Annotated in this window: 13 protein-coding genes and 1 pseudogene; 3 read left to right on the forward strand and 11 right to left on the reverse strand. The window is 37.4% G+C overall.

Going from position 1 to position 14,236, the window contains the following annotated elements; all coding sequences use genetic code 11:
• Nucleotides 1–32 precede the first annotated feature (32 nt).
• The gene (locus B154_RS0115490; RefSeq protein WP_018615169.1) at nt 33–506 is read right to left on the reverse strand and encodes a GAF domain-containing protein; all 474 of its coding nucleotides are present in this window, start codon (nt 504–506) and stop codon (nt 33–35) included.
• A gap of 183 nt (nt 507–689) precedes the next feature.
• On the opposite strand from B154_RS0115490, the gene B154_RS0115495 reads away from it, so the two are divergent.
• Together B154_RS0115495 and B154_RS0115500 are read left to right on the forward strand one after the other, a co-directional pair.
• Nucleotides 690–929, forward strand: coding sequence for a hypothetical protein (locus tag B154_RS0115495; RefSeq protein WP_018615170.1), 240 nt, complete (start codon nt 690–692; stop codon nt 927–929).
• A 137-nt stretch (nt 930–1,066) separates the two neighbouring features.
• A complete protein-coding gene (locus B154_RS0115500; protein ID WP_018615171.1) occupies nt 1,067–2,551 on the forward strand; it encodes a baeRF7 domain-containing protein in 1,485 nt (494 codons plus the stop codon).
• A gap of 220 nt (nt 2,552–2,771) precedes the next feature.
• Here B154_RS0115500 and B154_RS0115505 read toward each other — a convergent pair whose 3' ends face one another.
• The 5 genes from B154_RS0115505 to B154_RS0115525 all read right to left on the reverse strand — a co-directional run bounded on the left by B154_RS0115505 (nt 2,772) and on the right by B154_RS0115525 (nt 8,032).
• Nucleotides 2,772–3,416: a beta/alpha barrel domain-containing protein gene (locus B154_RS0115505; protein WP_018615172.1), complete on the reverse strand. Its 645-nt coding sequence runs from the start codon at nt 3,414–3,416 to the stop codon at nt 2,772–2,774.
• A 136-nt stretch (nt 3,417–3,552) separates the two neighbouring features.
• A complete protein-coding gene (gene uxuA, locus B154_RS0115510; RefSeq protein ID WP_018615173.1) occupies nt 3,553–4,749 on the reverse strand; it encodes a mannonate dehydratase in 1,197 nt (398 codons plus the stop codon).
• 105 nt (nt 4,750–4,854) lie between these two features.
• Nucleotides 4,855–6,078: an MFS transporter gene (locus B154_RS0115515; protein WP_018615174.1), complete on the reverse strand. Its 1,224-nt coding sequence runs from the start codon at nt 6,076–6,078 to the stop codon at nt 4,855–4,857.
• A gap of 7 nt (nt 6,079–6,085) precedes the next feature.
• Nucleotides 6,086–6,769: a DedA family protein gene (locus B154_RS0115520; RefSeq protein ID WP_018615175.1), complete on the reverse strand. Its 684-nt coding sequence runs from the start codon at nt 6,767–6,769 to the stop codon at nt 6,086–6,088.
• A gap of 9 nt (nt 6,770–6,778) precedes the next feature.
• On the reverse strand, nt 6,779–8,032 hold the full coding sequence (locus B154_RS0115525) for a dicarboxylate/amino acid:cation symporter (RefSeq protein ID WP_026260229.1): 1,254 nt from the start codon (nt 8,030–8,032) through the stop codon (nt 6,779–6,781).
• Nucleotides 8,033–8,176: 144 nt separating this feature from the next.
• Between B154_RS0115525 and B154_RS0115530 the strand changes: the two genes are divergently transcribed.
• Nucleotides 8,177–9,838 carry an amino acid permease gene (locus tag B154_RS0115530; RefSeq protein WP_026260230.1) on the forward strand — a complete coding sequence of 554 codons (1,662 nt, stop codon included), beginning with the start codon at nt 8,177–8,179 and terminating at the stop codon, nt 9,836–9,838.
• A 140-nt stretch (nt 9,839–9,978) separates the two neighbouring features.
• Here B154_RS0115530 and B154_RS0115535 read toward each other — a convergent pair whose 3' ends face one another.
• The 5 genes and pseudogenes from B154_RS0115535 to B154_RS33100 all read right to left on the reverse strand — a co-directional run.
• Nucleotides 9,979–11,889 (reverse strand): sensor histidine kinase, encoded by a 1,911-nt coding sequence (locus tag B154_RS0115535; RefSeq protein WP_018615178.1) that lies wholly within the window; start codon nt 11,887–11,889, stop codon nt 9,979–9,981.
• A 341-nt stretch (nt 11,890–12,230) separates the two neighbouring features.
• Nucleotides 12,231–12,467, reverse strand: a complete 237-nt coding sequence (locus B154_RS0115540; RefSeq protein WP_018615179.1) for a DUF3072 domain-containing protein — start codon at nt 12,465–12,467, stop codon at nt 12,231–12,233.
• 234 nt (nt 12,468–12,701) lie between these two features.
• Complete coding sequence (locus B154_RS0115545; RefSeq protein ID WP_018615180.1) at nt 12,702–13,169, reverse strand: NUDIX hydrolase; 468 nt, start codon at nt 13,167–13,169, stop codon at nt 12,702–12,704.
• A gap of 106 nt (nt 13,170–13,275) precedes the next feature.
• A complete protein-coding gene (locus tag B154_RS0115550; protein ID WP_018615181.1) occupies nt 13,276–13,857 on the reverse strand; it encodes an NADPH-dependent FMN reductase in 582 nt (193 codons plus the stop codon).
• A 120-nt stretch (nt 13,858–13,977) separates the two neighbouring features.
• Nucleotides 13,978–14,236 (reverse strand): annotated as a pseudogene (locus tag B154_RS33100) (IS1595-like element ISBaba1 family transposase); the annotation flags it as partial.

The raw sequence follows: 14,236 nt of genomic DNA on the forward strand, positions 1-14,236 counted from the left end.
CGGAAAAGTTTAGATATACTAATTGATAGTAATCAAAATTTGATAAGATCGACGATTTGTTCCAGATATTTCTGATCGGTTGTATCAAACAAGTCGTAACGTTCGCTGTCAACATCTAATACCGCTACTACTGCATCCTTCTGTATGACCGGAACAACTATTTCAGATTTTGATAAACCTGAACAGGCAATATGGCCCGGAAATTTTTCTACATCAGGTACGATTACAGTTTTTTTCTGCTGCCAGCTTGTGCCACATACTCCTCTTCCCCTTTTAATGCGTGTACACGCTATTGGGCCTTGAAACGGACCTAATACAAGTTCATCTTCTTTCACTAAATAAAAACCAACCCATAACCATTGAAACTGTTCTTTCAATGCTGCTGTTACATTTGCAAGGTTGGCTATTAAGTCACTCTCTCCCGTTAGTAAACCTTTTATTTGTGGTATCAGACCCCGGTACTGTTCTGTTTTACTTCCTTCGACTACATGTAAATCTTCAGACATTTATTGTATCTATTTTCTCGTAAATATATCAGATTTGTTTTAAAAACCTGTTGAATAATTCCAGGTTAATGGTCCCTTCAAAGTACAATCAGAGTTAGTACCGTGTGACCTATCATACAAACAACTTCTCTACAACTTTTCCAATGGTATATTAATTGTACCTATCAATATAAACATTTTTTTATGCCAAAAGATAAAAATGGGGTATTTCACCCAGGGAAAGGAAAACCTTCAGGAGCTAATAAGGAGGAGGGGCTCGGATTGCAGCCTACGCCACCGGAGAAATTAGAAGAATATCTTGAAATAACAGATAAATACACAGCCGGGGATGATAAATTGGCGGAAGGTGTACGAGAAAGACATCCTAACCGCAATACGAGCAAAGGTGAAGAAACTAAGACAGGCGAAAATAATAATCAATAAATATTGATACATCGGAAACAGAACAAAAAACAATAGCTGAAAATTTTGGACAAAAATAAAGGATAGGTTTTTGTAACATGAATGACAGCAGTCGTGCGCACTGTTATTTTTATTCTTGTAAGTTAAAAAAGTAAGATATGGCAAAACAAACAATGGGGAAAGATCAGAATGGAGTTTTTCATCCGGGAAAGGGAAAACCATCAGGGGTAAATAAGGAAGAGGGATTAGGAATACAGGGAACAGCACCTGAAAAAATGAATGAGTACATAGAGGTTTCAGAAAAATACACTAGTGAGGAAGATGAACTAGACCCGGCTGTGCCTGTAAGACATCCTAATCGCAACACCTCGAAAGGTGCGGACAATTATAAGGGTAAGGAAAATAAGGAAGAAAGCAATAAAAGCAACAATCAGACTTTTACAGAAGAACGGGCTACTGTAGCGGCAGAACAACTGCCTGGAGTACTTACAAAAGAACTTTTTACAGAGCTTTCAAACTACAGGGGCGAGTGCTGTATATCTCTGTTTATAGGTGCTCACAAGGAAGGTGTAGAAGTTAATGAACACTATGATCCTATTTATTTTAAAAAGCAGTTACAAGAAATAGCGAGAAGATTAAAAGATAAAGGTTCCGACCAGGCTTACGCAGAAAAATTATTAGAACCAGGATATGAACTCGTTCGTAATAATGATTTCTGGACTGAACAATCTCCTGGACTTGCTGTGTTTATTGCTGACGGGTTTTTTAAGTACATAAAAATGTCCAGTCCACCGGTTGAAGAACTGACAGTTATAGAGCCGACATTTTATGTAACTGCCCTAGTACCGCTAATGACAAGCAAAGAGTATTTTTATTTGCTGGTGATAAGTAAGCAATGTGCTAAGCTTTTTAAGGCTGATGCTAATGGAATGCAGATAGTGCCTCTTGAGCTTCCGCAAAGTATCGAAGAGGTAAAAAGAATATCAGGACTTGATGCTACTACTTTCAGGTCAGGAAGTTCTGGTCCCAGGGCTCCCAGGTATTCGCAGGAAGGTGCATATCATGGAGTGGGAGGAGGTAATCCCGATGGTAAAGACAATATGTTAGTGTACTTTGAAGCAGTTGATGATATATTATGGGAAAAGGTGTTAAATAAAGAAAATGTGCCTCTTGTGTTAGCAGGTGTAGAGTATGTTTTACCAATTTACAAAGGTGCATGTGATTATCACAATATTTGGCCTGAAGTATTGACTGGAAATCGTGATCAGCAGGAAACAACAAGTCTGCATAAAGATGCGATGGAATTGATGAAACCGTATTTTGAACAACGGGTAAACAGGGCGCTGGAAATTTATATGAATAATTCAGCTACCGGGCTGACCTCTTCTATAGCAGCAGATGTAATTCCTGCTACCTATTATTCGCAGGTCTCACATCTTTTTGTAACAAAAGGTGAGCATATATGGGGAACGTTTGATGAAATGGCAAACGAACTGCTATTTCATCAAACGCCTGATGAAGGCGGTGAAGACCTGATTGACAACGCTGTGGTTAAAACACTTGCAAATGGCGGAGAAGTATTTTTGTTAGAGAAAGAAAGAATGCCGGCAGAGTGTCAAATTGCAGCACTAATGAGGTTTTAATAATACTAGTATAAGCATAAATCGATACAAATTGAACACGCCACAATTGTTATAAGCAAAAGCATGTCAAGTAAAAGAAATGCGGTTTACAGCTTTTAGCAATTGTGGCATTATTTGGTGTAGTCTTCCCATAGGTGTTACGCTTTACTGGAATTAACCTAGAAAGAAAAACAGCAACTAAAACACTGATAAGGGTGCATTTAATAACGGGAAAATAAGTTTATTGCAGATAGCTAAAACAATCCTTACACGTATCTTCGATTGCTTTGTAATTACCCGATGCAAGCCAATCTTTTTTAAATAGCATTGACCCCATGCCAACAGCGTTGACACCTGCACTAAACCATGAGGAAATGCTTTCTTTAGTTGGCAACACACCGCCTGTAACCATTAGTTGTGCTGAAGGAAAAACTGCTTTTACAGCTTTTATAAAGGGCGTCCCCACTACTTCTCCAGGAAAAACTTTTATGATTTCACAGCCAGCATCCATGGCATAATTGATTTCCTTCACCGTCATGCAACCTGGCACATAAGGGATCTTGTTTTGATAACAAACATCTGAAACGCTTTCTATAAAACACGGAGAAACAATAAATGAAGCTCCTAACTCAATGAATGCTTCGGCATCGCTACCTTTCAAAACAGTTCCTGCTCCAAGAATATAACCTTCACAGTCTCCCGCAGATTGCTGAAGCAGTTTAAATGTTTCTAATGCGTTTTCGCCACGATTAGTAAATTCAAAAGCTCGAACACCACCTGCATAGCATGAGTTGAAGACTTGAACACTTACCTCAGGATTCGAATTATAAAATACAGGAACGATTGGGTAATCTAGAACTGTGCGTATCGTTAATTGTTGGCTCATGTTTACTTACTGAAGTGTATAAGAAATTAGTGGCTTTATTTTTAAGTCTCAGGTGTTATTACAAATAAAATAATTGCGATACCGGAAGCAATTCAACAAACATAACGATAAAGAAAATTAAACCCTCTGCTCCAGATCAATCGATCATGCTTCGTCTTATCCCGAACTCCAGACCTCGTAATTCAGCCAAGCCGCGTAAACGGCCAATAGCAGAATAACCTGGATTGGTTTTTTTTGAAAGATCATCCAGCATTTGATGACCATGATCTGGTCTCATTGGAATGTTCACTTTTCTATCTTTCATTGTTTTTACAACAGCTTTTACAACATCATACATATTTACATCCCCTTCCAGGTGATTATCTTCATAAAAATCTCCAAATTCATTTCGTCTTGTGCTTCTCAAATGAAGAAAATTAATTCTATCAGAAAATTCCTCTACCATTTTTGGTAAGTTATTATCAGCTCTCACGCCAAAAGAACCGGTGCAAAAACAAAGACCGTTGCTTAATGAGGGAACCGCTTCAATTAATGCATGTATATCTTCTGCGGTGCTTACTACCCGCGGCAATCCTAAAATCGGGTAGGGGGGGTCATCCGGATGAATAACCATCTTTACGCCGCATTTGTCAGCAGTGGGAATAATGCGTTTTAGAAAATATATCAAATTGTTTCGAAGCCTGTCAGCATCAATATCTTTATAAGCATTTAGAGCAGATTGAAATTGATCAAGGGTAAAACTCTCTTCACTGCCGGGTAAGCCTGCAATAATATTTCTTTGCAATAATTGTTTTTCCTGGTCAGTCATCTCTTCAAACCGGCGTTTTGCTCTTTGTAATTGTTCTGAAGAATACTCTTTTTCGGCGCCTTTTCTTTTTAATATAAAAACATCAAAAGCAACAAAAGCAGCTTTTTCAAAACGAAGAGCTTTTGAGCCGTCTTTAACTGTATACGCCAAATCAGTTCGTGTCCAATCGAGCACCGGCATGAAGTTATAGGTAATTATCTTTATGCCACAAGAAGCAAGATTTTGAATACTTGTTTTGTAATTATCAATATAACCTTCAAAACCTTCACTTTGTGTTTTAATTGCTTCATGAACGGGGACACTTTCTACAACAACCCACGCTAAACCTACTGCTTCAATCTGCTGTTTACGTTTTTGAATTTCATCAACAGTCCACACTTCTCCGTTAGGCACGTGATGTAAAGCTGTTACTACACCTGAACAACCTGCCTGCAATATATCAGCTAAACTTACGGGATCTGCCGGCCCATACCAACGCATGGTTTGTTGCATTGCATAAGTTTCAGTACTATTTTCAACTGGCATTTCTTTTCTGATTTAAACGGTAAAAATTAGAAATTACTGCACCGGCATTGTTTGGCATGACAAAAAGAGATTTATTGAAATAACCTCGTTAATGATTTAAAGTACTTAACTAACTTCAACATACATTAAATCTTTGTGGAAAGTTTCTTTTGTAAAGTATGCTGCTATCCACGATATCACCATTATAATAATTGCCGTAATGATTCCTCCTGTTATAAAACCTGTCGTTTCTCTTAACCATTTAAACAAAAGAATGATTAAAGGCAAAGAACCGCGAACCATATTAGGTACAGTTGTGGCAGCGGTTGCTCTTAAATTGGTACCAAATTGTTCCGCTGCCATAGTTACAAAAATAGCCCAAAAACCGGTTGAAAAACCAAGGCCGCAACAGAGGAGGTACATAGTAATGGCGGTGCCCCCATTCTGCATAAAGAACAAAACCATAAAAATCATGGTTAGAATATAAAATATAAAAAGCGCTTTTTTGCGGCTTTTTAATGCCTGGCTAACAAACCCAATTGCTATGTCTCCTAATGAAATACCAATGTATGCAAACATAATAGCCTTTCCAGGATCTATTGCTTCCGGTATGCCCATTCGTGTTCCAAACTGATCAGAAAAAGTAACCAGAACGCCTATAACAAACCAGGTTGGTAAACCAATCAAAATACTTTTTGAGTACTTAAAAAATCGCTCGCGATTTGTAAAAAAAGCAAAGAAATTGCCGCGACTCACGTTCATTTCCTTTACCTGTTTAAACATTCCGCTTTCAAATACACTTATTCTTAAAACCAATAACAGCAATCCCATAGCCCCGCCAATGTAGTAACAAACGCGCCAATCAAATTCTTTGGAAATAAAATACGCTACTACTGCACCGGTCAGGCCAAAGCCAGCCACCATAGAAGTACCCAGACCTCTTTTTTCTTTTGATAAAAGTTCTGACACCAGGGTTATTCCGGCACCTAGTTCGCCTGCTAATCCCACCCCGGCAATAAAACGAAGCAAAGCATACTGATTGACGGATTCCACCATTCCATTGGCAATATTAGCAAGAGAGTATAATAAAATAGAGCCGAAAAGTACGCTAAGCCTGCCTTTTTTATCACCCATTACACCCCATAAAATTCCACCCAGCAGTAAACCCACCATTTGTATACTTATAATAAATTCACCGCTGGTTAATACCATTTCTTCAGACAACCCTAAAGAACGAAGACTTGTTTTACGAATAATGCCAAAGAGAAGCAAATCATAAATATCAACAAAATAGCCAAGAGCACCTATAATAACTGGAATGGATATTATTCCATAAGTCCGTTTATCCATGTACTGTTTATTTTACCGGTTTAATCTTTGAAGTCGATCTTGAAAATAACTTAATTAAAACAGGAAGTGTAGTGATCAAAACAATTCCTAAGACTATCACTTCCAAATGATGTTTGAGATCGAACCCGAATTGATTTAAAATAAACTTTTGCAGAAAGTGCCCGGCTAATAGCATGGCGGCAACCCATGCAACACAACCTACGATATTATAGTACGTAAACTTCTTCTTATCCATATCAACAATACCGGCAATTATAGGAGCAAAAGTGCGGATGATCGGTAAAAACCTGGCAAAAATAATTGCAGTTCCCCCATGTTTTTCATAAAACTCATGAGCCTGGTTAAGATACTTTTTCTTGAAAAAGAATGAATCCTTTCGATGATACAAATACGGCCCGCTCTTACTTCCAAACCAGAACCCAACAAAATTTCCTAATATTCCTGCTACGGAGATAAGTAGCATTAATATCAGCAGGTGCAGAAATTCATTTCCTCCCGGCAAAATTTCACTGCCAAGTTTATCGCTGTAAATACCAGCGACAAACAGCAAGCTATCGCCTGGTAAAAAGAAACCTGCGAGCAGACCGGTTTCTGCAAATACAATAAATAAAAGTATCCAAAGACCGCCGTGCTCAATATAAAACTCAGGATTAAGAAGATCTTTAAAATGAATCGCAAGAAGTTGAATCATAAACAGTGTCTAATTGTTTTCTAGTGAATTTTCCCATTTGCTTACAACAGTGGTAGCTAACGCATTTCCTAAAACATTGGTACCAGTTCGAAACATATCGCAAAAGTGATCTATTGGCAATATTAGTGCAATTCCTTCAGCCGGAATCTTAAACATGGCAAGAGTAGCTGTTACTACTACAAGCGATGCTCTTGGCACACCTGCTATACCCTTACTTGTAAGCATTAAAACCAGCAACATGGTAATTTGAGTACCAATATCGAGATGAACGCCATAAGCTTGTGCGATGGCAATACTTGCAAATGTCATGTACATCATACTGCCATCGAGATTAAAAGAATAGCCTAATGGAAGCACAAACGCAACAATTTTATCTTTACAGCCAAAACGCTCCAGTTCTTCCGTCAACTTTGGAAATACTGCTTCGCTGCTGGTAGTACTAAATGCTATTAATAAAGGAGTGGAAATTCTTTTTAATAGAAACTTAAGTCTTTTACCTAATACAATAAAACCTACCGCTATCAGCAGCAGCCACAGCAAAGTAATTCCTAAAACGAACTCGCTAAAATAATAAGCGTAGAAGTTAAATATCTGAAGGCCGTTTGTCGCAATTACAGCTGATATGGCACCAAATACGCCGAGAGGTGCGAAGTTCATAACATATGATACCATTTTTAAAATTATATGCGCAACTGCGTCTAAGGCCTTAATTACTATTTTTCCATAATCACCCAGGGCTGCTGTTGCTACACCAAAAAAAATGCTGAAAATGACAAGTTGTAATATTTCGTTTGTAGCCATTGCTTCAAAAACACTTTTCGGAAATACATGCTCAACAAATTTCTGCAATGAAAATTCTTCCGTCTTTCCTATAAGATCTTTAGCCGCAGTGGTATTTTCAGAACCAAGGTGAATTCCCGAACCCGGCTTAAAAAAATTTACAAGCATCATTCCTAGTAATAAAGACGCCACTGATGCTGATACAAACCAAAGCAACGACTTTCCGCCTACCCTGCCAACTGCTTTTAGATCTCCCAACTTGGCAATACCTACCACTAATGTCGAAAATACCAACGGGGCAATAATCATTTGAACCAACCGCAAAAAAATAGTTGTAAGCAGCTTTATGTTATTGGAAAAAGTAATCCTTGTTGTTTCAGGATAATAATTGTTAATAAGGTATCCTGTACAAACCCCCAACGCCATAGCTATGAGAATGTAAAGAGTAAGACGGTTTTTAGGCGTAGGGTGAGTTGTATGCATTTAAAGCAAAAATTTATAAGCGATGCAATATAGTATTAAAACAAAAAAGGATTTTATTCAAATCAATTAAATAGGCACTAAAACAATATCCTTAATAAATAAATCCTTACTTTTCCGCCTAAATTTCTTATATACGATTTAGCTATGAGTTTATTTGTGAAGAAACCATTGGGTGCCTTAATGGCGGAAGCTGCAGATTCAGAAAAAGGTCTAAAGAAAACATTAGGTGCGGGTGCATTAGTTGCGCTAGGCATTGGCGCAATAATCGGAGCGGGATTGTTTTCTATAACCGGGCTTGCCGCAGCTAATAATGCCGGCCCTGCTATTACCATATCCTTTATAGTTGCAGCTTTTGGCTGCGCCTTTGCAGGGTTATGTTATGCAGAATTTGCTTCAATGATTCCTGTTGCCGGAAGTGCTTACACTTACTCCTACGCCACTATGGGAGAATTTATTGCCTGGATCATTGGCTGGGACCTTGTACTCGAATATGCAGTTGGTGCTGCCACGGTGGCTATAAGCTGGAGCAGGTACCTGGTAAAATTTTTAGAAGATTTTAATATTCATATTCCCGCATCCCTGGCAACTGGTCCGTGGGATGGGGGCGTTATAAATGCGCCGGCAGTATTTATTGTCGTAGCTGTTAGCTTACTATTAATAAAAGGATCACAGGAAAGTGCCATAGTAAATTCTATAATCGTAACGCTAAAAGTAGCGGTAGTACTTACCTTCATATTTCTTGGCTGGAAGTATATTAATAAAGCGAATTACGTTCCTTATATTCCTGATAATGAAGGCACTTTTGGCGAGTTTGGTTTTAGCGGTATCATAAGGGCAGCAGCCATTGTTTTCTTTGCATACATTGGGTTTGATGCTGTATCAACAGCTGCACAGGAAGCAAAAAATCCTAAAAGAGATATGCCCATCGGCATTCTTGGCTCACTTGCCGTTTGTACTATTTTATACATTCTCTTTGCACACGTTATGACCGGTGTAACCAGTTACCTGACCTTTGCAGGAAAAGATGGAATAGCTCCCGTAAAAGTTGCTATTGATCATATGGGTTCAACTACCTCAAATGGTGAGATAAAACCAGATTATCCCTGGCTTAACCGTGCAATTATTGTAGCTATTCTCGCAGGTTATTCATCCGTTATTCTTGTTATGTTAATGGGACAATCGCGTGTCTTCTTTTCGATGAGTAAAGATGGTTTATTGCCTCCGGTTTTTCACCGTGTGCATCCAAAATTCAGAACACCCGCAAAATCGAATCTGTTATTCATGATATTTGTAAGTCTGTTCGCAGCTTTTGTACCTGCAAGGGTTGTGGGAGAAATGACAAGTATAGGTACTTTGTTTGCCTTTATTTTGGTGTGTATAGGAGTTTGGGTTTTACGGGTAAAACAACCTGATATTCAAAGAGCATTCAAAACTCCTCTAGTTCCGCTAGTTCCAATTCTGGGTGTTTTTACCTGTTTATTTATGATGGTGTTTCTACCGCTTGATACATGGATACGGTTGATAGCCTGGATGCTGATTGGTTTTGATGTGTATCTATTGTATGGCATGAAGAACAGCACACTTTCTGATCACCAGGTTAGCACTCATGCCAGAAGTAACCGCATTGTTTCTTTAATAGGTCTCGGTTTAGCTGTTATGTTGGCTGTAGTTGCATTTATTCACCATTCTACAAATGAAGGTTCAGATACTGACTGGGGCTTATTTATCTTTTCACTTGCATTTGCAGCACTGCACCTCTTATTATATTTTTCAAGACTGAATAAGAAATACAATCTTCCGGCTTAATAAAAATACACCTCAAAAGAGGTGTTTTTTTTAAAAACTCGTTTGTTAGGGGATATGTGCGGTTGATAGAAAATTATTGATATTAATTATTTTATAACACTATAGATTGAGGAAAACTGGTATTTGTAAAGTAAGTAATATTAATCAACAGGAAATCCAACGAAAAAAGATGATCCTAACCCTTCAATGCTTTTTGCATATATGAAACCATTGTGATTTTCTACCACTTTGCGTGCTATCGAAAGCCCAATTCCGGTTCCTTTATATTCAGCATTTCCATGAAGGCGCTGAAAAACATTAAATATCCTTTCAGCATCTTTTTGATCAAAACCAATTCCATTATCCTTTACTTCTATTAAATAATATTGCTTGTTCAACAATTCGGGAGAGAGATTTAAACCGCTTTCCATGCCAGTGATAACCGTAGATGAAATATGAATTTGAGGTATCACATTTTGCTTACTGTACTTTAAAGCATTGCCAATCAAATTTTGAAAAAGCTGTTGCAATTGTCTTCTGTTTCCTCTGATTATTGGTAATTGCCCAATTGTTATTTGCGCTTTTTTATCTGCAATCCCCACTTCCATGTCATCCAGCACCAACTGCAACTTTTGGTTTAAATTAATTTCTTCAAAAGATAGAGGTATATTACTGGCCTGAGAATAAGCCAAAAGATCTTCCACTAATTTACGCATTCTCTCAGTAGCAACTTCAAGCCTGTCAAAATACCTGATACCTGTTTCGTCAAAGTTTTCAAGGTATTGTTCTTTTATGCGATTAGCAAAAAAGTGAACTTTACGTATAGGCTCTTGCAGATCATGAGAAGCTGCGTAAGCAAACTCTTCCAAATTTACGTTTGATTTACGCAAATCCTCTATTGACTTTTCCAGTTGTAGTTGTAAGTTCTTTGTCTCGGTTATGTCTGTGTAAGTGACGAGGAAACCATCTTCGAGCCTGACGGCTGAGATACCAAACCATTTTTGTAACGATCCAAAATAATAGTCGACAGAAGCGGGCTCTCCTGTCTCTACCACTTTTATGTACATTTCAACTATATCGGTTGCTTTTCTGATTTCATGAATTTGCCTGATCGAAAGACTCATAAAATAGTCCATGGAAAAGCCCATTAGATCTGCCGCTTGCTGATTAGCCAAAAGCGGCTTGAAATCAGTAATAGTGCCTTCTTCATCTTGTAGAGATTGACAATAAAGAAGCCCACTTGTCGAGTTATTAATAACGCTGTCTAATAATTTTTTTTGTTTTTCTATCTGCAGCGTTGCAGCTTTCTTAGCTGTTATGTCGTTAAAAGTAGCTATAATAATGTCCTCTCCACCTTTTACAGCGGAGAAATCGAACCAGGCCCTTAATCGCTCATCGTCGTAATATAATTCTGACCGTTGCGTGAACCCTGTAAGCAGTGCCTTCTTATGTACTTCGAAAAATTCCGCAGCTTGGGGGAAAAGTGAAAAGTATCTTTTTCCAATCCATTCGTTGGCTGAAATGTTCAAAATCCATTCAGCGGCCCGGTTGAAGCTCAACATTATAAAGTCGACAATTTCTCCCCTGTCATTACGAACAGCTTCCATTGACAAAATACCTGTAACGGAACCATTAATTACCGAATCTAAAAAAACATTCTGCTCTTTTTTTGGCTCAAGTGCGTTAAGTTCAGGTGTTATATTATGGCTTATGCTCAAAACTCCGTCACCTGTTTTCGTCCTTACTGTATTTATGTGTTTTTTGAGAGCTGAACTATAATAGGTAGTATCAAAAGGTTCACCTGATAAATACACTTTCAAATGCTGTTCAAAAAGCAACTTTTGAGTGGTTATATCTAGAAAACTAAAATTAGAAAGATAACTGCCAATAAGATTTTTCTCAGCGATATTGGCCATAACAGCTGAAGTAGGATTATAGTAACAAAGTTGAAAATCAATGATATCTCTATAGCCGTCTGTGCTACTCCACACAGGTTTCATCCAACTTATAGACTCTGGCCGCCCATCAAAGATTTCAGCGAGAATGAATTCATTCACTTGAGAAGCAGGCATATAGATAGATTATTTCAATTAAAGGTAAAATGAATTACAACATTACAAACAATAGCGTTTCTAAACATTTTAGGTAAAATATGGTTCAAACTGTTACTGGTCGAATAGTGTTTACTTCAGTTTTTGGACTGCATAACATATTACAATATTGTTTTTTGTGATAAATTTTACTACAACCTTTCTAGGTTTTAAAACGAGATGATAGCAGGTAACGATTGGTAACCGGAGAATTAGAGTAAGGATTTTAGAAAAAGAATATTGCGAAATATTGATAATACCAAACAGAAATCAATTTTCGTACTTTTATTATTTCCTGCATTTTTACATGCAGGAAATAATAGCTACTGAGCGTTATTTAATCCTCTGCCTGTTTTATGCTGAAGCTCATCTATTTTTTTAGAAGCTTCTGCCTTTGTAAGGTTTGCATCAAGTTCCTCACCTGCTTCATCTGATAATGTTTTTAGATAAGATTGTTGAGCCCCAGTCATCGGTTCACCGCCGGTTGTCCATTCATCCGGATCTTTTACTGTGTTCGATTTTTGTTCTGGCTGCTGTTGAGCTGTATTATTTTTTTCCATTTTATGTTTTTTCGAAATAATGCAAAAAATGAACCACCCATTTATATTTTCAAAATTATTAATTCATCTCTTAGAGTTTATTTTTCTAAACAAAACCTTGTTTTCATTCTTGATAAAAAGTCGTCAAAATGCCACAATATGCCTTGAGTGAAGAAGAAGGTATGAGATGAAGAATAGCAAAAATAAATTTGAAAATTGATGTTAACAGTGTGCGGTAAAAAAAATGTAAATTAATTATCGTTTTCCAAATACGATTTCCAATTGATCTAAAAAGTTAGTTTGTCCGGAATTTATTTTATACCTCGCTTCTTTTAAAGAAAACCATTCAGCTCTATCTACCTCAGGAAACGACTGTTTTTTTCCTGATCTCGGAGGCCATTCAATTTCAAATATGTTGCTGTGTATAGAAGATGTTTCAAAGTTTGCTTCAATTGCCCAGGCAGATATAACTTTGCCTGATTTAATTTTTACAGGTGAGAGCTGAATAAGTTTATTGTCTGGCAATACATTTCCTGTTTCTTCTTCAAATTCGCGTTTAGCTGCCATCAAAGCGTCTTCTCCCTCTAGATATTCGCCTTTTGGAATACTCCACGCGCCAGCGTCTTTATTTTTAAAAAAAGGCCCTCCCGGATGTACAAGTAAAACTTCTACTTCGCCATTTATAATTCTGTAAGCAATAATTCCCGCACTTAATTTTGACATTTATTTTTTGTTACTTTTCGGTAAGAATGAAGCAGGGACGTAAAAAAAATCAATTACAACTAAAGGTTTAAATAGCTAGTACACTTGACAAATAACAACAAGCTAGTTAACCTTGAATTTTTTCTCCTCTTAATTGAAAGATAAGAGCTTTTAAAGCTTCAAGTTGTTTTTTAACAACATCCTTTGTCATCTCATCTATCAGAATGCCATTGTCATCAAACTTTTTATTTGCCTGGTTTACAAGAACCTCAGGTTTATACACGGAGCGGATGTTTAAAAACTGAAATACGGGATGGAAGGCTACCTGCATTTTATTGGTACCCCAAAGACCGGGCGTTGCTCCCATGAGAGCGACAACTTTATTCAGGAGGGGAGAATCTGTTCCCCGTGATGCCCAGTCTATTGCATTTTTTAAACCGCCTGGTATCGAATAATTATATTCAGGGGAAACAATAACAATACCATCAGCTTTTGAAAGAATATCTCTGAATTGTTTAACAGGCAAAGGCCTTTGCTCAACAGCAGGCAAATCATTATCTGCATTATACAGCGGTAAATCTCCTATAGATGCCACTTCCATTGTTACATCTGACGGCAGCAGTGAGAAACAGGACTTTAATAACATTGTATTCCATGAATCTTTGCGGAGGCTTCCTGAAATTCCAACAAAGTGAAGATGAGCAGCCATTTAGCTTATTTTTTAAAATGGTGTTTGCAATAATTATTCCTTTGACAATAGGTTACCAGAACTTAGTATTTGTAATTAAATAAATAAATGTTGATTAATGTTATGGAAGTAGGCATTTAGCTACTCCAATTTCAATTGTTTAATAAAAATTGGTTGAGTATTAATCATTCTGCCAGTTATGTTGTGAAAAATCTCTTCTATTGAATTACTTTGATTAAACCTGTAGCAAAATTCGTCCAGGTAGGGCTGTAAATTTCTAACACTATGATGTATACCTCTAAGCCAACCTTTAATCATCATTACTTGGCGATGGAAAAGTTTGAAGTTTTGTTTGGGGTTGCTTGTTTGCTGATGCAACTCTTTATACTCATTTTTTAAC

This window comes from Segetibacter koreensis DSM 18137 (assembly GCF_000374045.1).
Classification (GTDB): domain Bacteria; phylum Bacteroidota; class Bacteroidia; order Chitinophagales; family Chitinophagaceae; genus Segetibacter; species Segetibacter koreensis.